A 24,435-nucleotide genomic window follows, 5' to 3' on the forward strand; every position below is an offset into this window, starting at 1 on the left:
ACCCATTTCCTGCGTATGAGAGCCCGATGACTATCGCTTTAAAGCATGAAATAGCGCATACATATCAAAGACTTGTGAATCCTTGTTCACTTTTTGACGTCCGTACATTTTTTGTGTACGCTGACAAAAAAGTGAACATGCGATTCCCTTCGATGCCCGCGAACACTTCCCTCTCCCTGCCGGAACAGCACGTGCTCGACGAAGCCTGCGCCGCGTTCGAACACGCGACCCGGCGCTTTCGCGCGCGGCCCGTGCGCGTGCCGGCCGCCTACCAGGCGCGCGCCGACGCGATGATCCGCTTCGACGTTGCCGGGCAGGCATTCGAGATGCCGGTCGCGGTGCGGCTGCGCGTCGAATCGCTGGCAGGCGCACTCGCGGCATTGCGCCGCGGCGGCGGCTGCGCGGTGCCCGGCGAGCGCCCGCTGATGCTGGTCGCGCCGCATCTGTCGGCCGAACTGGCCGCCGGCCTGACCGACCAGGGCATCCCGTTTCTCGATACTGCCGGCAACGCATGCCTGATTCAGCCGGAGGCGACCGTGATGATCGCGGGCCGGCCGAAGCCCGCCCGTGCACCGCGCCGGCAGTCGTCGCGCGCGACGACGCCGAAGGGGCTGGCCGTGATGTTCGCGCTCGCGACGCAGCCCGGCCTCGTCGCGCAACCGTATCGGGCGATCGCCGCCGCGTCGGATGTCGCGCTCGGCACCGTCAATCTGGCGATGGACGATCTGATCGCGCGCGGCCTCGTCGGGCAGCGCCGCAACGGCGAGCGCCTGCTTCCCGACTGGCCTCGCTTCGTACAGGAATGGGCCGCGCTGTATCCGAGCCGCTTGCGCGCGAAACTGCCGAGCCGCCGGTTCGCCAGCCTCGCGCCCGACTGGTGGCGCGGCTTCGATTTCGCGGCATTCGATGCGCGGCTCGGCGGCGAGCCGGCGGCCGACCTGCTGACGCACGACCTGAAGCCGGCCGCGATCACCGTCTATACGCACGGCCCCGCATCGAACCGGCTGCTGCTCCAGGGCCGCCTGCGTCCGGACGAGCGCGGCGATGTCGAACTCGTCGAAGCGTTCTGGCCACCGTCTGCCGCGCTCGACTGGCGCGAGCAGGAAGGGCCGGTCGTGCCGCCGCTGTTGATCTACGCGGATCTCGTCTCGTCCGGCGACAGCCGCAATCTCGCCATCGCCGATCGCATCCATGACCGATACCTCGCTCACCCGCCCGCTTGAAGTCGACGCACGCCGGCCGCTGGAGCCGGCGGCGGTCGCGCTGCTGCAGGCCGTCAGCTCGGCCTGCGCACACCTCGACGCGGCGTTCGTGGTCGCCGGCGCTACCGCGCGCGACATCCTGATGTGGCACGTGCAAGGCATCCGGCCGGTGCGCGCGACGCGCGACGTCGACGTTGCGGTATGTGCGGTGAGCTGGCCATTTCATGAACAGCTCATCGAAGCACTCGTCACCACCGGGCAATTCACGCGTGCACCGAAACAGCAGCAGAAACTGCTGTTCGACAGCGGCGCACCGGGTTTTCGCACGGAGCTGGACCTCGTGCCGTTCGGGCCGCTCGAAACGCCGCCGGGCGAGATCGCGTGGCCGCCCGGCGGTGAATTCGTGCTGAACGTACTCGGATTCCAGGAAGCGGTGGACACCGCACAGCCGGTGTCGATCGACGCGCGCACCGTGGTGCCGGTGGCCAGCCTGCCGGCGCTGACGCTGCTGAAGCTGCTCGCCTGGAAGGACCGGCGTGCGCGCCAGAACAGCGACGCGTACGACCTGCTGTTTCTGCTGCGGAATTTTCACGACGCCGGCAATCGCGAACGTATCTGGGATGATGCGCCGGACTTGCTCGAAACCCATGCGTTCCAGCCGGGCATCGCCGCGGCCGCGCTGCTCGCGCGAGATGCGCAGCGGATTGCTTCGCCGCAAACGCGCGACGCGATCCGCGCGCTGCTGTCGGACGCAGCGACTTACGCCGCGCTCGGCCAGGACCTGCTGGCACGCGCGTTCGCGCTGTCACCCGGCGAATTCAGCGACGACGTCGACGGGTATCTCGATGCGTTCCGCACCACCTTTCTCGTCGATCAACCCGCGCCCCGCGTGTGATGCACCGCTGCGGAACCGCAGCGTGCGCGTACGGATACCAGGTCGCGCTCAGGCCGCCCAGTCTTCGAGTGACAACCCGGCGACACGGCCGAACTCGCGGCTGTTGTGCGTGACGAGCACCGCACCGGCCGCGATCGCATGCCCGGCGATCGACGCGTCGTTCGCGCCGATCGGTGTGCCGCGCGCCGCGAGATCGGCACGAATCGCGGCCGTTGCATCGACGGCCGCCGTATCCCACGACAGCACGCCATCCAGCCGCGAAACAAAGGCCGTCACGAGTTCCGCATGCTTTGGCGACGCCTTCCTGCCAACCGCACCGAACCGCATTTCGGCATACGTAATTGCCGAGACGACGATCCGGTGTTGCGCATTGACGCACGATTGCAACCGCGACAGCACCACGGGCGGCCGCTCGCGCATGATGAACGAGCAGATGTTCGTATCGAGCATGTAGAGCGTCGTCACTGGCCGGACTCCGTCGGCGCAGCGCTGTCATCGGACAGATCGAAGCGGCCGGACTCGATGATGGCCGGGCGTTCGGCGAGGAAGTCGGCGTCGGCCAGCGGTTCGCTCGCGAACGAGAGCCACGTGGGCCGCACCGGCCGCAGCAGCAGCGTGTCGCCCTCGCGGCGGATCTCGAGTTCCGTCACCCCCTCGAACTCCATGTCCTTCGGGATGCGGATCGCCTGGTTACGGGCGTTCTTGAAAATGGAAACGGTACGCATGAGCCACTCCATGGGAGTACGATGCGTCCATTCTAGGCATATGCCAGCATATGTCAATGTGGTGGCACGCAAATCGGATGTCGCGCCCCACGCTATTGCGGATGTTTTTGCCATGTCGCGGGCCTGTCGTCGATGAGGAGAGCGATCCATTCTTCACGACGCAGGCCGCGCGGTCCATATCCCGAACGGCCGATGGCGGCGGGCCGCCGCGCCGCGCACCCGCGCCGTCACGGCAACCGGAAAGTGTTGAAGAATGTATCGCGCTCGATCACAGTGAGCGCCGCGCGCTTGTGCGGGAAATCGAATTCCTTCAGCGTGTAGAACCCGAGCCGGTGCATGTACGCGATGTGCCGCACGTGATCGACGCGCGGCTCGCCGACGAGCCGCTGCGTGCGCGGTTCGTCGACGAACATGTAGTGCAGCACCCCGCTCCACCACGCATGCAGCTTGCCGGCGCTCTGGAAGCGCGAGTCGCCGATCAGCAGGTGCAGCCCGCGGTCGTAGTCGTGCGCGTCGTAGAACGGCGCGAGACGGTCCTCCTTCGCCCAGTAGAACTCGAAATAGCCGAACGGCGTGTCGTCGAAATAGCCGATCATCGGGTGCATGTGCGGATCGGCGAGCCGTTCGGCGAGATACGCCGCGTGCTCGTCGCGCGTGCCGCGCTGGTCCCAGAAATGCGCAACGCGATCGAGGTTCATCCAGTCGCTGAACAATTGCGCATGTTCGTCGATATCGACGGTGCGCAGGCTGAATGTCATCCCGACTTGCGGCATGTAGCGCGCATAGATCTCGCCGGCGGGCGACGGCGGCCGCACCGGATGCCGGTGGCCGTTCGTGATGACATGGCGCAACGGCATCCCGCCCGACGCAGGCGCCTTCAGCCACGGCCGCGGGTTCTGCCAGAACGTCGCGCGCGACACGGTGACGCGCAGCGTGTCGCCGGCAACCCGCGCGCCATCGATCACGCCCTCGCGCACCGCGCGCGCGACGTACGACGCCACTGCCGCCGCATCGGCGCCGCCGAGCGGCACCGTGATCGTCGCCGCGTCGTAGCGCGTGTCGGTGTTGAACAGTACGACGAACGCCGCGAGCAGTCGGTCCGGCGAGTCGTCGGGCCGCCACGCGTCGAGCGTGTGCTCGGCGACTGCCATCGCCTGCCCGTGTGCGGCGCCGTCGAGCGCGGCGGCCACTTCACCTTCGACGGCGTCAGCAGTGCCGGCCGGTTTCGTCAGCGTGTCTTCCATCACAGTGCTCCCGCGTCGTGGCGGTCGGCGAGGACGTGCAGCCCCCGCTCGAGCGCCGGAAACAGGCTGCGCTGGAAGTTGTTCCAGCGCAGTTCGAGAATCGTGTCGTCCGGCGCGATCGGCGTGTCGAGCACGTCGCAGATCACCTCGCCGGAATCGATGCCGTTGTCGACGTAGTGAAACGACGCGCCCGTCATCATCACGGGCTCGACGGACGACGTCGCACCGCTCGCCCAGTCGACCCGCTCGCCACGCGCGCCGTGCAGCGCGTCGAGCGTCGCCCACGCGCCGCGCCGCTGGTACGGCGAACCGTCGGCGGTGATGCCCGGGTGGATGTTGGCGATGCGCCGGTGAAAGCGCGCGCCGGGCCGCACGAGTTCGTCGAGGATCACGAGCAGCCCGTCGAGCACGACGACGTCGGCTTCGAGTTCGAGCAGGCGCTCGAGCAGGCGGCGCTCGAACGCCTGCTTGCCCGCAGCGCGCTCGCGTGCGTCGCGCGGCAGCCGCCGGTACGTCGACGGGATCGAGCAGAACAGTTCGTCGACCGGCCGGCCCTGCACCGCCAACCCGTCCGGCAGGATCCACGGGCGGCCCGGCGTGCGGGCGAAGCCGTAGTCGGCGACTTTCGCGCGGTCGGCCGGCGAACCTTCGTCGTCGTCGACGATCACGCCCTTGAGCGTGTAACGCTCGCCGAGCGGCGAGCCGTTCAGCCGTTCGACGAGAAATTCGAGCGGCGCCTTCATGTAGCGCGTGCCGCCCTGATAAGCGACCGGCTGCCCGGCACGATCGGCCGCGCCGTTGCGCAGCGACTGGATGTAGACGAGATTTTTCTTCGGCATGGATGCGTCGTGGAAAAGCGGACGAAGGCGCCGCGGCCGGCCCGCACCGGCCACGGAGGCCGGCCGGCGGGCCGCGGCGCGCATCGTCACCAGTTGTATTTCGCAGTCGCGATCACCGTGCGGTCGGTACCGAAAATGCAGACGTTCATCGACTGGCAACCGCTGATGTAATGGCGGTTGAAGAGGTTCGTCCCGTTCACGGCGAAGCGCCAGTTACGCGTGTCGTAGTGCAGGCCCGCGTCGAACAGCGTGACGCTCGATACCGTCAGCGAGTTGTCGGCCGCACCGGCCGATGCGCTCTGGTAGCGAATGCCGCCGCCGAGGCCGAAGCCCGCGAGCGGCCCCGTGTACCACGTCCAGTCGGTCCACAGCGACGCGATCTGGCGCGGACGCGGAACGTCGACCGGCCAGTTGTTCAGCGACACGTCGTTGGCCTTCACGTTCTTCACGTCCTGATACACGTACGAGGCGATCACCGACAGGTTGCGCGTGACCTTGCCGGTCGCGCTCAACTCGATCCCGCGCGATCGCACTTCGCCGGTCTGCACCGACTTCGTGCCGGTATTGTCCTGGCTCGGCAGCGCCGGCGTGATCACGTTGGTCTGGTTGATCTGGTAGATCGCCGCGTTCAGCATCAGGTTCTTGCCGGGCGGCTGCCAGCGCAGGCCGGCCTCGATCTGCTTGCCGCGCGTCGGTTGCGCCAGCCCGCCGCCAAGCAGGTTCACGCCGATCAGCGGGTTGAACGACGTTGCGTAGCTGACGTACGGCGACAGCCCGTAATCGCCCTGGTACGTGAGGCCGACGCGGCCGGTGAACGCCGTGACGTCCGCCTTCGTCGACGTGCCTGCCGCGCGATCGTCCTGGCGCATGTTGACCCAGTCTTCGCGGCCGCCGAGCGTCAGCGTCCAGCGGTTCCACTTGATCTGGTCCTGCGCGTACAGGCCGAACGTGTTCATCGTCGTGTACGTGTTCGTGGGATACGTGGTGTTCGGATCGGAGAACACGGCCGACGTGACCGGCGTGTACACGGGGTTGTACAGGTTCAACGTCGGCGCGGCGGCCAGCCATTCGCTGTCGGTCGTGGTCTGCCGGTTGTACTGGAAGCCGAGCAGCAGCGTGTGCTGCAGCGGGCCCGTCGCGAAGCGGCCCTCGACGTTGTTGTCGATGTCGAAGCGGCTGTAGTTCATCTGGAACACGCCGGCCCACCGGTTGACGGTGGTCAGCGTATCGTCGGAGAAGCCGTTGCCCCACACCGAACCGTTGTCGAGCGACAGGTGCATCAGGCGGGTGTTCTGGCGGAACGTCCACATCGGCGTCAGGTTCTGCTCGAACTGATAGCCGACCGACCACTGCTTCTTGCGGTAGTAGTTGAAGTTCCCGTCGCCCTCGTAGATGTCCTTGTTGATCTGGCCGTTCGGGTTCGGCAGCACCGTGCCCTGCGCGGGCAGGAAGTTCGACGAGATGTCGCCCCAGTCCTGCAGATAGGTGGCCGACAGCGTCAGCGACGTATCCGCGTTCGGGCGCCAGCGGAACGACGGCGCGAGCGCGACGCGCTGGTCGTTGTTCGGGCCGATCACCGCGTTGCCGTCGCGGGCGACGCCGACGAACCGGTACGCGTACTTGCCGTCCGGATCAAGCTTGTCGCCGACGTCGATCATGAACTGCTTGCGCGCGTAGTTGCCGATCTGCACGCCGGCCTCGCGCACGCGCTCGCCGTCGGCGAGCTTGGTCTGCACGTCGATGATCGCGCCCGGGTCGCCCGCGCCGTACAGCACCGAGGTCGGCCCGCGCAGCACGCTGATGCTGTCGATCATGTAGGGATCGACGCGCCAGCTCGACAGGTTCAGCGTGTTCGGCACCTGCAGCCCGTTCACGTACGCGGTCGGCGTGAAGCCGCGCAGCGCCGAGTACCAGTCCGAACGGTTATCCGAGCCGTACGACGAGAAACCCGGCACGTAGCGCAGCGCCGCGTTCACGTCGGTCGCGCCCGTCATCTCGATCTGCTGCGCGGTGACGATGTTGATCGTCTGCGGAATCTCGTTGATCGGCGTATCGGTCTTGGTGCCGGTCCGGCTGCGCTTCGCGACGAGCCCGACCGTGCCGTCCCCTGCCGAGGCCGCGTTGACGTTGATCGTCGGCAGCGTGCCGGCCGCCGCACTGGCCGACCCACCGTTCTGCGCACTGCTGGCCGACGCCGCTGCGCCCGCGTTCACGGCCGGCGCCGTCTGGGCATACGCATGCCCTGCCGCCGCACCGAACGCCACGCTCGCCGCGGCTGCGATCGCACGCAAACGCGTGCCTGTTGCCCACTCCATCTTTCTCTGCTCCACTTTTTTCATGCGGTCTCCGACCGCGCCTTTGTCAAAGAGCGAAAGCCATCCGGCTTGCACTCACCCCGTTTTCCTGTCGTTTTTCATGCGGTGCCCGGGCCGTGCCTTCGTCATGGGCGGCTGCGATCCCGTCTTCGAGCGACGCGCAGATTTCGTCCGCGCGGCGCGCCAGCACCGACAGCAGCGTGTCGGACAGGCCGTGGCTGTCTTCGCAGCAGCCTTGCAGGTAGATGCGCGGCGCGAAGTGCTCGGGCGTCGCGAGCAGGTAGTCGCGCGCGACGTCGCCGCGTGCCAGCGCATCGCCCAGGTGCGGCGCGAGCCCTTCGAGCAGCGCCGAATGCGTGTCGCGGCGGTAGCCGGTTGCGAGCACCAGCGCGTCGAAGCGCTCGACGCGCGTGGCGCCGCTCATCCGGTCGCGCAGCGTCAGCTCGATGCGGCCGTCGGCGCCGCGCACCGCGGCCTCGATCGCGCTGTTCGCGAGCAGCGCATGACGCGGCGTCCCGTCGATGCGTTGCAGGTACAGCATTTCGTAGATCTGTTCGATCAGCGGCCGGTCGACCACCGCGTAGTTCGTGTCGCGATAGCGCTCGAGCAGCGCGCGGCGCGCGTCGTGCGGCTGCGCATAGACGACATCGGTGAACTCCGGGCTGAAGATCTCGTTGACGAACGGGCTGTCGTCCGCCGGCTTCAGTGCGCCTGCGCGCATCACGAGGCTCGCGTCGACATGCGGGAAGCGGCGCGCGAGATCGATGAACACCTCGGCCGCGCTCTGCCCCGCGCCGATCACCGCGACGCGGCGGCGCTCGCCGTCCGGCGATGCGACGAGCCGGTCGATGTCGGTCAGATATGACGACGAGTGGATCACGCGGTCGCGGCCGAGCGCGGCGAACGCGTCCGGAATCGCCGGCGTGCCGCCGACGCCGACCGACAGCGCGCGCGTGACGCGCTGGCGCTCGTGGCCCGCGGCGTCGCGCGACACCACCCGCAGCGCGTCGATCTTCGCGCCATCGCCACGCACGGGCTCGATCGCGAGGACGGTCTCGCTGTAATGGGCGCGATCGTCGAACGCCTCGGCCACCCAGCTCAGGTAGTCGTGGAACTCGACGCGGGTCGGATAGAAGTTCTTCAGGTTGACGAATTCGTTCAGCCGGCCGCGTTCGAACAGGTAGTTGATGAACGTGTAGGGGCTTTTCGGATCGCGCATCGTGACGAGATCCTTCAGAAACGAGATCTGCATCCGGCAGTCGTCGAGCAGCATCCCGCGATGCCAGCCGAATTCAGGCTGGCGCTCGACGAAGCAATGGGCAAACGTCCGCGCGCCGCTGCGCTCCGCGAGGCGCACGGCCAGCGCCAGATTCGACGGCCCGAAGCCGACGCCGATCAGGTCGAATACGGTTTCTCTCTGCATGTCTCAGCTCCCTTGTCGGTGAATCCGGCGCGTCAGACGTGACGGCCGGAGAAGAACGTCTCGCGCAGCGCGCGCATCCACAGCGGCTGCGCGTCGGCCAGCGCGAGACGGCGCTGCCGCGCGAAGCCATGCCGCGCAAGATGGTCGGCAACCCGTGCATGGCCGGCCGGAACGGCACAGCCGACCGCTTCGGTACGCGGGTCGTCGAGAAACAGGTAATGAACGACGGACGGCAGCCAGCCGGCCACGCAATGCGGGCCGCGCCAGCGCGATTCGCCGACCAGCATCCGCAGTCCGCGGTCGTAGTCGCGTGCCGCGACGTGCGGCGCGAGCGCGTCTTCCTTCAGCCAGTACGCTTCGAAATACGCGAATGGCTCGCCGTCGAAGCAGCCGACGAGCGGCGTCACGTGCGGATCGGCATCGGGCGCGGCACCTTGCACGCCGTCCGGGCCGGCTTGCACGGGTTGCGCGCCCGGCCAGCCGTCGCGCACGCGCGGTTCGTCGAACCAGCGCGCGAGCCGCCCGGGGTCCTCCGCCGGCTGCCAGCCGCGCAGCGTGAAGCGCACGCCGAGCGCCGGCAGGTCGCGCGCGTAGACCTCGCCGCGCGGCGCGGGCGGCCGGCGCGGATGGCGGCGGCCGTCGGTGAGCATCGGCAACGTCGCGCATGGCAGATGCGGGCCGACGAGCCACAGATCGGCCTGCTGCGCCCAGCCCTCGCGCATGCAGCGGCCGCCGTCGGCGAGCACGCCGCTCGCGCGCAGCGCATCGAGCGCGACCGCCGGCCACGCGGCCGGGTCGAGCCGGATCGCCGCGTGACGCGCGCTGTCCGAAAACGCCGCGGCCAGCGCGGCCAGCAGCGCACGCCGCTGGTCGGCCGGCGCCGCGCGATGGTTGTATGCAACGAGGCGCAGCGCGCCGTCGTCGCCGAGTTGGGCGCGCAGCAACTGCGCGCCGATGCCGTCGCCCTGCGCGACGCGGATCTCCGCGCCGTCGCGCACGGCGAACAGGCCGTCCGCGAATGCAAGGCGGTAGGTATCGAGCATCGTGAATCCGTCCGGACGCACTTCAGCCAGCATGGCGCGCCTCCTGTCCCGTTTCCGTGAGCGCATCGAGCCGCGCGCCGAGCGCCGCGAGCGTCGGCGACGCGAATATGTCGGCAACCGTCAGTGCGTGACCGGCACGACCGGCCGCGTCGACGAAACGCACGACGTCGAACGAGGTCGCGCCGGCTTCGAACAGATCGGCATCGGGTTCGGGCGCGGCCGTCGAGAACGTGTCCGACCACAGCGCCGCGAGCACGGCAACCGCATGCGGTGCGCGCGGCGTATGAGCGTGTGCGTTGTCTTCCACCCGCGCGATGCTCGACGCTTGCGCAACGGCATGCGTATCGGGCACGCCGAGCGCCGCTTCCGACGCGCCGGCGAAACGCGCGACTTCGTCGTGATAGAGATCGACGAGCGCATCGACGAAACCGCGCTCGAGCAGTTCGTCCGCATACGAGAACGCGGCACTCACGCGGCCGTCCGGATGCTCGACGACGTCCAGCTCCAGCGTGAACACGACGCGATGGCGCACGTCGTCGAATCCGGCCAGCGACAGGCCGGCCCAGTCGCGCGCCGCGGCACCGGCCGGGCGCAGGTAGTTGAACATCACCTGGAACAGCGGATTGGCCTGCGCGGCACGCGGCACGCGCAGCGCCGCGACGACGTCCGCGAACGGCACGTCGGCGTGCGCGTAGGCCGCGAGCGCCGTGTCGCGCACTTGTGCGAGCAGGTCCGCACGACGCGCGGCCGGGTCGATCCGCGTGCGCACGACGACCGAATTGATGAAGAGGCCGAGTGCGTCGCGGGCCGCGTCGCCCGTCAGCTCGCGCGTCGACGCGAGCACGCCGACCGGCTGGTCGGCAGCGCCCGTCGCGCGGAACAGTGCGGCGTTGAGCGCCGCGTGCAGCAGCATCGGCAGCGTCGCGTGCGCGGCCGACACCGTGTCGCGTGCGGCGCGGATCAACGAGCCGTCGAATTCGAACGCGATGCGGGCCGCGCGCCATTGCGGCACGGCCGGCGCGTCCGCGCGCTGCGGCAGCACGCGCGCCGGCAGATCGGCCAGCGCATCGCGCCAGTAGGCCACGCGGGCCGGATGGCACGGCGCGGGCAGCACGAGTGGCACGACCAGTTGGGCGACCGGTTGGGCGACCGGTTGGATGGCCGCTTCGGCCGGCACGGCGGCGCCCTGCACGCGAGCGACATAGCGCGCACGAACCGCGTCGAGCCACAACTCGATCGATTCGCCATCCGACACGATGTGATGAATCGTCACCGACAGCACGTGGTCTTCTGCGCCGAGCCGCAATACGCGGGCGCGCCACAGCGGCGCATCGGCAGCAAGGTCGAACGGCGCAAGCGCATCCTCGTCGGTCAATGCGGCGGCGCGAGCCAGCACATCGGTTCGGGCCGACAGGTCGATCAGCGGCAGTTCGACCGCAACGTCTGCGTCGATCCGCTGGCCCGGCAGCGCGCCGTCACGCGCAACGAGCCGCGCGCGCAGCGCCGGATGCACGGCCGCGACATCCGAGAACGCCGCACGCAGCGCATCGAGGTCGAGCGGACCGTGCACACGCAGCGCGACCGGAATGTTGTATGCGGCGCTGCCCGGCTGCGCGCGCCACAGAAACCACAGGCCGAGCTGCGCCGGCGACAGCGGCCACACGCCGTGTGCGTCCGGTTTGGCCACCGCGACGCCCGGTGCCGCGCCACCGGCATGCGCGGCACGCGGCGCATCGGCCACCTGGCGCGCGTACTGCGCGAGCACCGGCGCTTCGAACAGCGCGCGCACCGGCACGTCGCGGCCGAGCCGCTCGGCCACGCGCGTCGCAACGCGCACCGCGGCGAGCGAATGACCGCCGAGATCGAAGAAGTGATCGCCACGGCCCACGCGCTCGAGATTCAGCACATCGCACCAGATCGCCGCGAGCGCGGCTTCATCGCCGTCGTGCGGCGCTTCGTACGCGCGTTCGACCCGCACCGGCGCGGGCAGCCGTGCGCGGTCGACCTTGCTGTTCGCGTTGCGCGGCAGCGCGTCGAGCACGATCAGCTGTGCGGGCACCATGTAGTCGGGCAGCGTGCGGCGCAGGTGCGCGTCGAGCGTCGCCGCTTCGACCGGCTGTGCGGCCGCCCGTGCGTCGGCGGTCAGCTCGACATAGGCGACGAGCTGCGCGAGCGCGCCCTGCCCGTGCACGACCGCGCATGCTTCACGCACCGCGTCGTGCGCGGCGAGCTGCGCCTCGATCTCGCCGAGTTCGATGCGCAGCCCGCGCAGCTTCACCTGGTGGTCGACGCGGCCGATGAAGTCGAACACGCCGTCCGCGCGACGCCGCACGAGGTCACCGGCGCGGTACAGCCGCGCGCCGGGCGCGCCGTATGGATCGGGCACGAAGCGCTCGGCCGTCAGCGCCGGGCGGTCGAGATAACCGCGCGCGACGCCGATCCCCTCGCCGCCCAGGTACAGCTCGCCGATCACGCCGACCGGCAGCGGATGCAGCCGCTCGTCGAGCACATGCGCGGTGCGTGCGCCGACCAGCGTGCCGATCGGCAGGTACGCGGCGTCGCCGAGCTTCGCGAGATCGTCGCCGGGCCGGAACATCCACAGCGTCGGCGTGATGACCGTTTCGGTCGGGCCGTAGCCGTTGACCACGCGCACGTTCGGCAGCGCGCGGCGCAGCATCGCGAACGCCTCGCGCGACGTCGCCTCGCCGCCGACGGTCAGCGAACGCAGCGTCGGCGGCGCGCCGTGCGCGAGCGCCCATTCGGCGAGCTGCGCGGCGCAGCCGGGCGGCACGTAGGTCATCGTCACGCCGTCGCGGACCATCATCGCGCAGGTCTGCGCGGGCGGCCACAGCACGTCGGCCGTCACCGACACGGCCGCGCCCGACATGTATTGCGAAAACCAGCCTTCATGCGCGCCGTCGAAGTTGACCGACTGGAACAGCAGGAACACGTCGTTTTCGCCCGCGCCATAGCGCTCGGCGATCGCCGCGCAATGCAGCGCGAACGACGCATGATCGACGATCACGCCCTTCGGCTTGCCGGTCGAGCCCGACGTGTAGATCGCATAGGCCGCATGGCCCGGCAGCACGTCCGGCAGCACGACGTGCGCGGCTGCGTCGAGTGCGTCGACTTCATCGGCGCGCCACACTCGCAGGTCCGGCAGTTCGGGCAGTGACGCAGCGCTCGCGCCGTCGGTCAGCACGTGCGCAATGTTCGCGTCGCCGACGATCTGTGCGAGCCGTTCGCGCGGATGCGCCGGATCGAGCGGCACGAACGCGGCGCCCGACTTCAGCACCGCGATCAGCGCGACGAGCAGGTCGACCGAGCGCTGCAGTGCGACGCCGACGCGCATTTCCGGCCGGACACCGGCCGCCACGAGATGGCGTGCCAGGCGCGCCGCGCGCGCGTCGACTTCGCCGCGCGTCAGCGCGCGGTCGATATCGGCCACGCCACGTGCGTCGGGCCGTGCTTGCGCATGCGCGGCGATGCGGGCATGCACGGGCACGAACGCTTCGCCTTCGGTCGCACCCGCCGGTGCGTTCCATGCAAAGAGTTGCGCGCGCTCAGCGGCGGGCAGCCAGTCGAGATCGCCGACCGGCATGTCGGGGCGCGCGAGCGCATCGGCGAGCAGCGTGACGAAGCGCGCGGCCAGCCGCGCGATCGCGTCCGCATCGAACAGGTCGAGCGCGTAGAGGAATGCGGCGTCGAACGTGCCGTCCGGCGTCGCTTCGACCGAAAGTGTCAGGTCGAATTTCGCGGACGGCGTGCCCGACGGCAGCAACGCGGCCGACGCCGCGCCGAGCGCCGGCAGCGCACGACGTTCGCCATACGCGGCCATCACCTGGAACAGCGGATGATGGCTCGCGCTGCGCGGTACGCCGAGCGCGTCGACCACCTGCTCGAACGGTACGTCCTGATGCATCTGCGCGTCGACCAGCGCGCGCTGCGTGCGCGCGACCAGCGACGAGAAATCGCCGTGCGCGGGCACGTCGACGTCGATCGCCAGCGTATTGACGAAGAAGCCGATCAGGCCGGCGACTTCCGCGCGTTCGCGGTTCGCGGCCGGCACGCCGACGCAGATCCGTGCGTCGCCGGTCGCGCGTGCCAGCAGCGCATCGAGTGCGGCCAGCAGCACCGCGAACGGCGTGGCGCCCGAAGCGGCCGCGAATGCGCGCAGTTGCGCACCGATGCGCGCGTCGAGCGAAAACACATGGCGTGCGCCGCGCGCACTGCGCCGCGCCGGACGCGCGGTCGCGCCCGGCAGCGTCAGCACGCCACGTTGCGGATCGAGCCGTTCGCGCCAGAACCCGAGCTGGCGATCGCGTTCGCCGGCATCGAGCCAGCGGCGCTGCCACAACGCGTAGTCGGCGTACTGGATCGGCAGCGGCGCGAGCGGCACCGGCCGGTCCGACGCATACGCGCGATAGAACGCTGCGAGTTCCTCGAGCATCACGCCCGACGACCAGCCGTCCGACACGATGTGATGCACGGTCACCGCGAGCCAGTGATGGGTCGCATCGAAGCGCACCAGATGCGCGCGGACGAGCGGCGCCGCGCCGAGATCGAACGGTTCGGCTTCATCGGCCGTCGCGACGGCTTCCGCGCGCGTCGTGCGCTGCGTGCCCGGTAGCGCTTCGAGATCGGTTTCGCGCCACGGGCAGCGCAACGGCGGATGAATCGTTTGCACGACGCCGTCCGGCGCTTCGTCGAACGTCGTGCGCAGCACCTCGTGGCGCGCGATCAGCGCGTCGCACGCCAGTCGCAGCGCATGCGCGTCGAGCGGGCCCGTCAGCGCCAGGCGCTCGGTGATGTGATACGCGTCGGGCGCATCGATCAGCCGCGCGTGCAGCCACAGCCGCGTCTGGGCGAACGACGCCGGCACGCGGTCGCTGCGCGGTGTGCGCGGCGGGATCGGCAACACGCGGAAGTCGATGCCGGCTGCGCCGAGCTTGTCGATGAAGACCGCGCGCTGCGCGTCGGGCAGTTGCGCGAAACGCGTCGCGAGCGCGAGCCAGTCGGGTTGAACCTTCGTCATCCGTCGTCCTTATTGGGTTTCCAGTTCGCCGAGCAGCGCATCGATCGCGCTCGCCGCATCGGTCGCGCCGCGTGCCGCGCAGGCCGTGTCGATCGCTTCCGCGCAGCGCGCCAGCGTGCGCGTGTCGAACAGCGTGCGCAGCGGCAACGCGAGCCCCCAGTGCAGGTTCGCCTGCGCATGGGCCTGCGTCGCGAGCAGCGAATGGCCGCCGAGCAGGAAGAAGTCGCCGTCACGGCCGATCGCGTCCACGTGCAGTACGCGTTGCCAGATCTCGGCGAGCGCGCGTTCCGTATCCGTCGCGAGTTCGACTTCGGCTGCCGCTTCGCGTACCGGCGCGGGCAACGCATGGCGGTCGCACTTGCCGTTCGGCGTCACGGGCAATGCATCGAGTTCGATCAGTTGCGACGGCACCATGTAGGCCGGCAATTGCGCGCGCAGCCCGTCGAGCAGCGCTGTACGGTCGAGCGCGCCCGCGTCGCCGCGTGCGACATAGCCGATCAGTTGCGCGTCGCGCACGATCACAACCGCGTCGTTCACGCCAGGCGCCGCCCGCAGCAGCGCCTCGATTTCGCCCGGTTCGATCCGCTGGCCGCGCAGCTTCACCTGCGTGTCGACGCGGCCGAGGTAGTCGAGCGCACCGTCCGCGCGCCGGCGCGCGAGGTCGCCCGTGCGGTACATGCGCGCGCCCGGCACGAACGGATCGGGCACGAAGCGCTCGGCGGTCAGCGCCGGACGGCCGAGATAGCCGCGCGCGAGGCCCGCGCCCGCGAGATACAGTTCGCCGGTCGCGCCGGCCGGCACCGGCTGCCATGCCGCATCGAGCACGTGCAGTTGCAGGTTCGCGATCGGATGGCCGATCGGCACCGCGGCCGCCTGCGCGTCGTCGGGGCCGCAGGTCCAGTGCGACACGTCGATCGCAGCCTCGGTCGGTCCGTACAGGTTCACGAGCGTCGCGTTCGGCAGCAGTCGCGTCATCTTCGCGACGAGTTCGGGCGCGAGCGCCTCGCCGCTCGCGACGATCAGGCGCACGCTGTCGCACTGCGCGGCGGCCGAGAAATCGTCGAGATACGCGGCGAACGCGGCGAGCATCGACGGCACGAAGTGCAGCACCGTCACGCCGTGCGCATGGATCGCGGCCGCGAGACGCGCCGGATCGCGATGGTCGCCGGGCGCGGCGATCGCGAGCTTCGCGCCGATCGCCAGCGGCCACACGAATTCCCACACGGAGACGTCGAAACCGAACGGCGTCTTGTGCAGCACGACGTCATCGCGCGTCAGCCGGTATGCGTGCTGCATCCACGCGATCCGGTTCGCGAGTGCGCCGTGCGTGTTGCCCGCGCCCTTCGGCTTGCCAGTCGAACCGGACGTGTAGATCAGGTACGCGAGTTGGGCGTCGTCGATCGTGGCGGCCGCGGCGGCGGCGTCGCTTTCGGTTTCATCGGCGAGCAGGTCCGCCACCGTCAGCAACTGCGTCGCGGCGCCATCGCCCAGCGCGGCCTCGACCTGCTCGCGCAGGTGAGCCTGCGTGATCGCGACGGCCGGCCGCGCGTCGCGCAGCAGGTAGGCGATGCGCTCGGCCGGATAGTCGGGATCGACCGGCAAGTAGGCCGCACCGGCCTTCAGCACACCGACCAGCGCCATCACCATGTCGAACGAACGCTCGACGCACAGCGCGACCGGCGTGTCGGGCTGCACGCCGCGCCGGCGTAACGCGGCCGCGATCCGCGACGTGCTGATATCGAGTTCGCGATAGGTTGCGCGATGCACACCGCCGTGAATGTCCGCGTATTCGAGCGCGATTGCGTCGGGCGTCGCCCGCGCCGCATCGGCGAATTGAAGGTGCAGCGGCTGTCGTTGCGACGCCGGCCACTCGCGCGCGGTGTCTTGCGCCAGTGCCAGAACATCGCGGGTCGCGTCGTCCGCAATCGACAGCGTGCCGATCAGCGCGTCAGGCGTGCGGGCCAGTGCATCGAGTGCGCACGCGAATGCGCGGTGCCAGGTTGCAACCTGCCGCACATCGACGCGCGCGGTGTCGTAGCCGTAATCGATCGTCAGCTCGGCGCCGCTCTCGATCACGAGCGTCAACGCAAAATCAGTCGCTTCGATGCTGCGCACGCCGCTCAACGCGAGCGCGCGCGGATCCGCGTCGCGCGCCGTGTCGTCGACCGGGTAGTTCTCGAACACGACCAGCGTGTCGAACAACGCACCGCCCGCCCCACGCGCCCAGCGCTGGATGTCGGCGAGCGGCGTATGCGCGTGCTCGGCGGCGGCCGCGTTGTCGCGTTGCAGCGTCTGCAGCCAGTCGGCCGCACGCTGCTGCGGCGCCGGTGCGGTGATGACCGGCAGCGTGTTGATGAAGAGACCGAGCACCGCGTCGACGTCCGCAAGCGCGTCGGGACGGCCCGCGACGGTCGCGCCGAACGCGACCGCCGGCTGGTGCGTCATCCGCTGCAGTGCGAGCGCCCAGGCGCCCTGCACCAGCGTGTTGACGGTCAGCTTCAGTGCACGCGCGGTCTGCGCGACACGCGTCATCGTGTCGGCGTCGAGCGTCGCGCGCCACGTGATCATCTCGGCATCCGCCCGGTCGGCCGTGCGTTCCGCGATCAGCGTCGGTGCGTCGAGCCGTGCGACGCGTGCCGTCCAGAAGCGTTCGTCGGCGTCGCGGTCGCGCGTGCCGAGCCATGCAATGAAGTCGCGATAGCGCAGTGCCGGGCGGCTCGCGAACGGCGATACGGCGTCCGGGTCGCGATAGTCGCGCAGCACGTCCGCGAGCAGGCGCGCGGTGCTCCAGCCGTCGAGCAACACGTGGTGGCGCGTCCAGACGACACGCCATGCGTCGTCGGTCACGCGGATCAGCGTGAGTCGCATCAGCGGCGGCTCGCGCCAGTCGAAACCGCGTGCGCGGTCGGCCGCGAGCCATGCGTCGAAATCGACGTCGAGCGTGTCGCCGCGGGTGCGCCAGTCGAGCTGTTCGACCGGCATTCGCGCATGGCGATGCACGCACTGCAGCGGCGCGGCTTCGTCCGGCATCACGCTCGTGCGCAGGATGTCGTGGCGCGCGATCGACGCTTCGAATGCGGCGGCGAGACGATCGGCGTCGAGCGCGGTCGCGGTCGCGACGAGCTGGTTCACGTAGCTGGCATGACCGGGCGCGAACAGCGCATGGAACAGGATGCCCTGCTGCATCGGCGACAACGGATACACGTCGTCGATCGTGCGCCAGTCGAGCGGCGTGCGCTCGATCGCGGCCTGCGTGAGACCGGCGGCCTGCGCGAGCGGGAAATCGCCCGGCGTCGCGCCACCGCCGCGATGTGCCACACGCGCCGCGCACGCGTCGACGAGTTCGCGCAGCGCCGCCGCGAAGCGTTCGGCGAATGCGTCGATCGTCGCGCACTCGAATTGCGGTGCGCCGTAGACCCAATGCACTTTCAACGTGCGTGCGCCGTCGCGATCCGTGTCGAGGTATGCGTGGATCGCGAGCGTATTGCCGAGCGGCCCCTGCGGGTCGCGCTCGACGCCGGTGCCGCCGAAGCGCGGCACGAGCGTCGCATCGCGCGGTGCGTCGAACTGGCCGAGATAGTTGAACGTGACGCGCGGGCGCGGCACGGCGGCCAGCGCCGCGCGCGTTGCCGCATCGCCGTCGTGTGCGAGCACGCCGAAGCCGAGCCCCTTGTGCGGCACCGCGCGCAGCGTGTCCTTGACCGCGCACAGCGTGTCGCGTGCCGTGGCCGCGACCGGCAGCGTCACCGGGTAATGGCTCGTCAGCCAGCCGATCGTCCGGCTGGCATCGGCGTCGTCGAACAGCGCCTCGCGGCCATGCCCTTCGAGTTCGACCCGACACGATGCGGCACCGCTCACGCCGGCCAGTGCCAGCGCGAGCGCCGCGCCCAGCAGTTCGATCGTCTGCGTGCGATAGGCGGCATGCGCATCGGTCAACGCCGCGCGAGTCAATGCCGCGTCGATCGTCTGCACGACGACGGCCGCATCGGCGTTCGTCGCCGTTGCGCCGGGATGGTCGGGCGCGACGTCGTCGCCCTGCGCCATGCCGGCCCAGTAAGCGGCTTCGCCCGCGAACGGCGTTGCCGGCTCCGTCGCCGCACGCGCGAGTCGCGACGCCCAGGCATCCGCGCGCAGGCCCGGCTGCGACAGCCGGATCGGCGTGCGCTCGCATGCGGCGCGGTAGGCCGTATCCAGGTCGTCGAGCAGGATGCGCCACGACACGCCGTCGACGATCGCATGGTGAATCGCGAGATAGAGCTGCGTCGAACCGTCCGGCAAACGGGCCGCGCATGCGCACGCAAGCGGCCCGCGGCCGAGGTCGAGACGGCGCTGCAACGCGTCGAAGCGCGCGAGCGCGTCGGCTTCGTCGCGGGCGGCGACTTCGACGAACGGCAGCGCGTCGTACGGTTTTGCGGCGTCGCTCGCGTGCCACGTGCCGTCCGCACCGCGCGCAAAGCGCTGGCGGAATGCGTCGTGATGCGTCAGCAGTGCGTCGAACGCGCGTGCGAATGCGTCGGCATCGAGCGGACCGCGCACGTCGAATGCAACGGACTGGTTCCAGTGGCCCGGATGCGGGATATCGAGCGCGAAGAAGCGCTGCTGTGCGGGCGTCAGGACCTGCGCCGTCACCGGCGCGCGGGCAGCGACCGCAGCTGTGACCGCAGGCTGCGCGGCAGTCACGTCCTCCGTCTTCGCGATGCGTGCGAGTTCGGCCACCGTCGGGCCATCGAACAGTTGCTTCGGCGTGAAGCGCACGCCACGCTTGCGCGCACGGGCGATCACCTGCAGCACGAGGATCGAATCGCCGCCGAGTTCGAAGAAGTTGTCGTCGCGGCCGACCTTCGGCGCCTTCAATACGGCCTGCCAGACTTCTGCGAGCACCGTTTCGACCGGGCCCTGCGGTGCATCGCCGGATGCAGTCGCGACCGGCGCGGCCGCCAGTTCGCGCAACGCGGCGCGATCGATCTTGCCGTTCGCGGTGACCGGCAGGCGCGCGAGCGCGACGAACTGCGCGGGCACCATGTAGTCGGGCAGCTTCGCGGCAAGCGCCGCGCGCATGGCAGCTTCGTCGAATGCCGCACCGTCGCGCATCACGACGAACGTCGCGAGCCGCAGGCGGCCGTCGTGTTCGATCGCGAGCGTTTCGGCCTGCGCAACCGGGCCGGCTGCACGCACGGCCGCACTCACCTCGCCCGGTTCGACGCGATAGCCACGAATCTTCACCTGATCGTCGATCCGGCCGAGGAACGCGAGGCGGCCGTCCGCACGCAACCGCACGCGGTCGCCCGTGCGATATAGCCGCGCGCCGGGCGTGAACGGATCGGGTATGAAGCGCTCGGCGGTCTGCGCCGGGCGCCCGAGGTAGCCGCGCGCGACGCCCGGCCCACCCAGATACAGCTCGCCCGTCGCACCGGCCGGCACGCACGCGCCGAACGCGTCGAGCACCAGCGCGCGCGCATTCGGCAGCGGCAGGCCGAGCGGCACGCCGCTCGCGGGATCGCGCGCATCGGCGCCGATCGACGCCGTGTCGCAGGCGATCGCGCCGACCGTCGCTTCGGTCGGCCCGTAGTGGTTGATCACGCGGCAGGCCGGCGCAAGCGCGGCCACGCGCGCGACGAGCGCCCACGTGAGCGTTTCGCCGCCCGTCACGAGCGCATGGCGCGGCAGCACGTCCGCCGGCACACGTGCATCGAGCAGCGCCTGCATGTGGCTCGGCACGATCTTCAGCACGCCGACGTCGCGACGGCGCATCTCATCGGCGAACAGGTCGGGATCGAACGCGCACGCGGCGGGCAACAGGTGCAGCGTGCGGCCCGCGCACAGCGCGCCGAACAGCGTCGTGTGGCCGAGATCGGCCGCGACGGTCGACACCATCGCGAACGACGCGTCCGGTGCGAACGCGAGTTCGTCGAGCATCCCCTGCACATAGTCGGCCAGCGCGCCGTGCGACACGACGACGCCCTTCGGCGTGCCGGTCGAGCCAGACGTATAGATCAGGTACGCGCCCTGTTCCGGATGCGGCGCGATGCGCACGCCGGCCGCATGCGCGAGCGTTGCGTCCTGCGCAAGCGTATCGACGTCGAGCGGCTGTGCGTCAATGCCGGCCGGCCACGCGGCCGTGTCAGCGACGAGCGCCCAGCGCGCACCACAGTCGGCTGCTGCCGCGGCGAGTCGCGCGGCGGGCTGGGCGGGATCGAGCAGCACGGCGAGCGCACCAGCCTTCAGCGCACCGAGCAGGCCGACGACGAAGCGCGCCGAGCGTTCGATACAGACGATGACGGACGCTTCGGCGGCCACGCCGCGCTGGGTCAGCGCGCGTGCGATGCGGTTCGATGCGTCGTCGAGTTCGGCGAACGTCAGCGACGCCGACGCATCGTCGAGCGCGACGCGATGCGGATAGACGGCCGCCTGTCGCACGAACGCAGCGACGATGTCCGCATGTTCGACGCACAGCGCTCGGCCGTCGCGCGGCTGGCGGGCAGCGGCCGACGTATCGCAGGGCAATACGGCCGTCGTTTGATGCGGATCGCGCGCGGCCGCACCGACGAGCGCCGCATAGCTGTCGAGCCATGCGCGCGCGGTGTCGGCGTCGATGCAGTCGGTCGCATACGCCGCGATCAGTTCGATGCCGCTCGCATCGTCGGTGAAATCCACTGCGAAGTCGAAGCGCGCGGCGAGATCCGGCCCCGGCGTTGCAACGGCCGTCGCGCCCGGCAGCGCGCTGTCGTGCCGCGCGTCGAACTGTTGCGCGAATTTCACGCGCAGCCATTCGTCGCCGCGCTTGACCGGCGGTTTCACCGCATCGACGACGCGCTCGAACGGCACATCCTGGTGCGCGACCGCATCGAGCGCCGCCATACGCGCCGCGTCGACGAGCGTGCGGAACGGCAGCGTCGGCGCCACACGCACGCGCAGCGCGACCGTATTCAGGAACAGCCCGAGCAGCGCACGCGTTTCGGGGCGCTGGCGATGCGCGACCGGCACCGCGACGACGATATCCGTTGTACCGGTCAGGCGCGACAGCCATGCGTCGAGCGCAGCCAGCAGCACCGTGAAGACGGTCGCCTGCGCGTCGCGCGCGAGTTGCCGCACGTCGGCCGCGACCGCGTCGGGCAGCCGCACCGACACGCGTGCGCCTTGCAGCGTGCGTACCGCCCCCGGCTGACGATCGACCGGCAGTGCGAGCGGGCCCGGCACGTCGCGCAATGCGCTGCGCCAGTAGTCGAGCTGACGTTCGCCCTCGCCGCCGGCCAGCATGTCGCGCTGCCAGTCCGCGTAGTCGGCGTACTGGATCGGCAGGTTGGGCAGCGACGGTTCGCGGCCCTCGGCATACGCGCGGTATGCGGCCGACAATTCGTCGAACGCACAGCGCGAACTCCAGCCGTCGGTGATCGCGTGATGCGCGGTCAGCAGCAGGCGGTGACGGTCGTCGGCAAGTGCGACCAGCGTCGCGCGCAGCAGCGGGCCGCGCGCGAGGTCGAACGGTTCGGCCGCATCGCGTTCGGCGAGACGTGCGGCTTGTACGTCACGTGCGGCGGGCGGCGGGTCGCGCAGGTCGATGTCGACGATCGACACCGGCAGGTGCGCATGAATCCGCTGCGTCACGACACCGTCGTCGTTGTCGACGAGCGTCGTGCGCCACGCTTCGTGCCGCTCGATCACGTGATCGAGCGCGCGCTGCAGCGCAGTGCGATCGAGCACACCGTCGATCGTCCAGTGCGCGGCGATGTGATATGCGGCGCTCGCGTCACGCGTTTGCGCGAGCACCCAGAAACGTTGTTGCGCGAGCGATGCGGCACGGTCGAGATGCGGCACTCCCGCTGCAACCGCATCGAAAGTCGCACGACGCGCGGCAATAGCGGCCAGCGGCTCGCCAGTTTCGCGCTCCGAACGATCGATTGTTTCGGCCAGTTCGAAGAGCGCCGGATCGGCGAACAGCATATCGAGCCGCAGGTTCACGCGTACAGCAGCACGGATCGCAGCCTGCAACTGCATCGCGGCGAGCGAATCGGCGCCCAGCGCGAAGAAACGGTCATCGCGCGACGGCGTGACGTCGAGGCCGAGCAGCGTCTGCCAGAGGCCGGCGAGTTGCTGTTCGGTCGGCGTGCGCGGTGCGTCTCCACTCCCTTGCGCGGCGTCGCGCGCGGCGGAAATCTTCTCGCGCAGCGCGGCACGGTCGATCTTGCCGTTCAACGTATATGGCAGCGCATCGCAACGCACGAACCGGTGCGGCTGCCATGCGGCCGGCAATTGTGCGGCCACGTGTGCTTTCAGCGCCGCATCGTCGGCTGCCGCGCGCAGCGCGACACACGCGATCAGCCGCGTCGGCCCGTTGCCGGTTTCGGCGACCACGGCGGCGTCGGCCACGGCCGGATGCGAACGCAGGCATGCGGCGATTTCAGCCGGCTCCACACGCACGCCGCGCACCTGAACCTGATCGTCGAGGCGGCCGAGATAGTCGAATGCACCGTCGTCGCGCAGCCGTGCGAGGTCGCCCGTGCGGTAGACGCGCGCACCGGGTTCGCCGCCGGCATCGGGAATGAAGCGTTCGGCCGTCAGCGCCGGGCGGCCGTGATAGCCGCGCGCGACGCACACGCCGCCCAGCAGAAGTTCGCCCACGCCATCGGCTTCGCCGCCGTCGATACGCGCGACGCGCGGGCCGATCACGCGGCCGATCGGCAACGACGCATACGCATCGTCGGCGGCCAGTACCGGTGTTTCGCCCGGCTCGACCGGCCACAGCATCGGCGAGATCACGGCCTCGGTCGGCCCGTAGCCGTTGATCAGGCGTACCGACGGGAAGGTGCGGCGCACGAATTCGAATGCCTGCTGCGGCAGCGCTTCGCCACCGAACGCGAGCACGCGCAGGGCCGGCGGTACGCCGGCTCGTGCGGCCACCGCCGCGAATTCGCGCAAGTACGCCGGAGGGAACGCAGCCACGTTGACCGCTTCACTCACCATCAGCGCATGCGCGGCATCCGGTGCGAACGGCTGCGGCGGCGCCACGACGATGCTCGCGCCGGTTGCGAGCGGCGCCAACCAGCATTCGTGCGCGGCGTCGAAATTGACCGATGCGAAATGCAGCAGGCGGTCGCCGGCCTCGATCGGCAGCGCGGCCGCGAGCGCGTCGCAGTGCGCGGCGAGCGGCCCGTGTTCGACGACGACCGCCTTCGGCGTGCCGGTCGAACCGGACGTATAGATCATGTAGGCGGCCGAACGCGGGTGGACGGTCACCGCTTCGTCATCTGCGGCGATCGCGTGCCCGTCTGCCGCTTCCGCTGCCACGTCGAACGCGTGTTCGAACGGCTTGCCGAGCGCCGCGCGGCCGGCCGCGTCAACGATCCCGTGCCGCAACTGCGCATCCTGGACGATCCAGTCGAGGCGCGCGGCCGGATGGCGCGGATCGAGCGGCACGAATACCCCGCCCGCCTTCAGCACGGCCAGCAGCGCGACGAACAGTTCGCACGAGCGATCGACGCACACGCCCACCCGCACTTCCGCGCCGACGCCGGCCGCGCGCAGTTGCCGGGCCAGCCGCGACGCCCGCGCGTCGAGCGCACCGCGCGACAGGCGCAAGCCATTCTGGAAAGGGATCGCGATGGCGGGTGCGTCGGGCGCGATGCGCGCCAGTTCGCGGATTCGGTGATGCAGCGCAGTCGGGAAACTCGTCATGTGCGTGAAGTCCTTCGGTCCGGCCGCTTCGGCCAAGTCTCG

11 protein-coding genes are annotated in these 24,435 nt (G+C 70.0%); 2 read left to right on the forward strand and 9 right to left on the reverse strand.

Annotated elements, in window-relative coordinates; translation table 11 throughout:
• Positions 1 to 152: 152 nt before the first annotated feature.
• Both LGN19_RS12575 and LGN19_RS12580 read left to right on the forward strand, forming a co-directional pair.
• Positions 153 to 1,223, forward strand: coding sequence for a type IV toxin-antitoxin system AbiEi family antitoxin (locus tag LGN19_RS12575; protein WP_226215080.1), 1,071 nt, complete (start codon positions 153 to 155; stop codon positions 1,221 to 1,223).
• On the forward strand, positions 1,192 to 2,097 hold the full coding sequence (locus LGN19_RS12580) for a nucleotidyl transferase AbiEii/AbiGii toxin family protein (RefSeq protein ID WP_226214961.1): 906 nt from the start codon (positions 1,192 to 1,194) through the stop codon (positions 2,095 to 2,097). The genes LGN19_RS12575 and LGN19_RS12580 overlap by 32 nt, the downstream gene beginning before the upstream one ends.
• A gap of 48 nt (positions 2,098 to 2,145) precedes the next feature.
• On the opposite strand, the gene LGN19_RS12585 is transcribed toward LGN19_RS12580, so the two are convergent.
• From LGN19_RS12585 to LGN19_RS12625, 9 genes are all read right to left on the reverse strand, one after another.
• Positions 2,146 to 2,562, reverse strand: coding sequence for a PIN domain-containing protein (locus LGN19_RS12585; RefSeq protein ID WP_089456196.1), 417 nt, complete (start codon positions 2,560 to 2,562; stop codon positions 2,146 to 2,148).
• A complete protein-coding gene (vapB, locus tag LGN19_RS12590; RefSeq protein WP_226214963.1) occupies positions 2,559 to 2,822 on the reverse strand; it encodes a type II toxin-antitoxin system VapB family antitoxin in 264 nt (87 codons plus the stop codon). The genes LGN19_RS12585 and vapB overlap by 4 nt, the downstream gene beginning before the upstream one ends.
• Positions 2,823 to 3,049: 227 nt before the next feature.
• Positions 3,050 to 4,066: a GNAT family N-acetyltransferase gene (locus tag LGN19_RS12595; protein ID WP_226214965.1), complete on the reverse strand. Its 1,017-nt coding sequence runs from the start codon at positions 4,064 to 4,066 to the stop codon at positions 3,050 to 3,052.
• On the reverse strand, positions 4,066 to 4,905 hold the full coding sequence (locus tag LGN19_RS12600) for a formyltransferase family protein (RefSeq protein ID WP_226214967.1): 840 nt from the start codon (positions 4,903 to 4,905) through the stop codon (positions 4,066 to 4,068). Before LGN19_RS12600 ends, LGN19_RS12595 begins: the two co-directional genes overlap by 1 nt.
• Before the next feature lie 86 nt (positions 4,906 to 4,991).
• Complete coding sequence (locus LGN19_RS12605) at positions 4,992 to 7,244, reverse strand: TonB-dependent siderophore receptor (RefSeq protein WP_174961524.1); 2,253 nt, start codon at positions 7,242 to 7,244, stop codon at positions 4,992 to 4,994.
• 22 nt (positions 7,245 to 7,266) lie between these two features.
• Positions 7,267 to 8,643: a lysine N(6)-hydroxylase/L-ornithine N(5)-oxygenase family protein gene (locus LGN19_RS12610; RefSeq protein WP_226214969.1), complete on the reverse strand. Its 1,377-nt coding sequence runs from the start codon at positions 8,641 to 8,643 to the stop codon at positions 7,267 to 7,269.
• Positions 8,644 to 8,675: 32 nt separating this feature from the next.
• Entirely contained in the window at positions 8,676 to 9,719 is a 1,044-nt protein-coding gene (locus tag LGN19_RS12615) for a GNAT family N-acetyltransferase (protein WP_226214971.1), read from the reverse strand.
• Positions 9,709 to 14,721 (reverse strand): non-ribosomal peptide synthetase, encoded by a 5,013-nt coding sequence (locus tag LGN19_RS12620; RefSeq protein WP_226214973.1) that lies wholly within the window; start codon positions 14,719 to 14,721, stop codon positions 9,709 to 9,711. The genes LGN19_RS12615 and LGN19_RS12620 overlap by 11 nt, the downstream gene beginning before the upstream one ends.
• A gap of 9 nt (positions 14,722 to 14,730) precedes the next feature.
• Positions 14,731 to 24,393 (reverse strand): non-ribosomal peptide synthetase, encoded by a 9,663-nt coding sequence (locus tag LGN19_RS12625; protein ID WP_226214974.1) that lies wholly within the window; start codon positions 24,391 to 24,393, stop codon positions 14,731 to 14,733.
• Positions 24,394 to 24,435 lie beyond the last annotated feature (42 nt).

This window comes from Burkholderia sp. AU30198, assembly GCF_020419825.1.
Classification (GTDB): domain Bacteria; phylum Pseudomonadota; class Gammaproteobacteria; order Burkholderiales; family Burkholderiaceae; genus Burkholderia.

What these genes read in the sequence shown, in the direction of transcription:
- LGN19_RS12575 (WP_226215080.1), top strand. Translation starts at nt 153, where the DNA reads ATGCCCGCGAACACTTCCCTCTCCCTGCCGGAACAGCACGTGCTCGAC.
- LGN19_RS12580 (WP_226214961.1), top strand. Translation starts at nt 1,192, where the DNA reads ATGACCGATACCTCGCTCACCCGCCCGCTTGAAGTCGACGCACGCCGG.
- vapB (WP_226214963.1), bottom strand. Translation starts at nt 2,822, where the DNA reads ATGCGTACCGTTTCCATTTTCAAGAACGCCCGTAACCAGGCGATCCGC.
- LGN19_RS12595 (WP_226214965.1), bottom strand. Translation starts at nt 4,066, where the DNA reads ATGGAAGACACGCTGACGAAACCGGCCGGCACTGCTGACGCCGTCGAA.
- LGN19_RS12600 (WP_226214967.1), bottom strand. Translation starts at nt 4,905, where the DNA reads ATGCCGAAGAAAAATCTCGTCTACATCCAGTCGCTGCGCAACGGCGCG.
- LGN19_RS12605 (WP_174961524.1), bottom strand. Translation starts at nt 7,244, where the DNA reads ATGAAAAAAGTGGAGCAGAGAAAGATGGAGTGGGCAACAGGCACGCGT.
- LGN19_RS12610 (WP_226214969.1), bottom strand. Translation starts at nt 8,643, where the DNA reads ATGCAGAGAGAAACCGTATTCGACCTGATCGGCGTCGGCTTCGGGCCG.
- LGN19_RS12615 (WP_226214971.1), bottom strand. Translation starts at nt 9,719, where the DNA reads ATGCTGGCTGAAGTGCGTCCGGACGGATTCACGATGCTCGATACCTAC.
- LGN19_RS12620 (WP_226214973.1), bottom strand. Translation starts at nt 14,721, where the DNA reads ATGACGAAGGTTCAACCCGACTGGCTCGCGCTCGCGACGCGTTTCGCG.
- LGN19_RS12625 (WP_226214974.1), bottom strand. Translation starts at nt 24,393, where the DNA reads ATGACGAGTTTCCCGACTGCGCTGCATCACCGAATCCGCGAACTGGCG.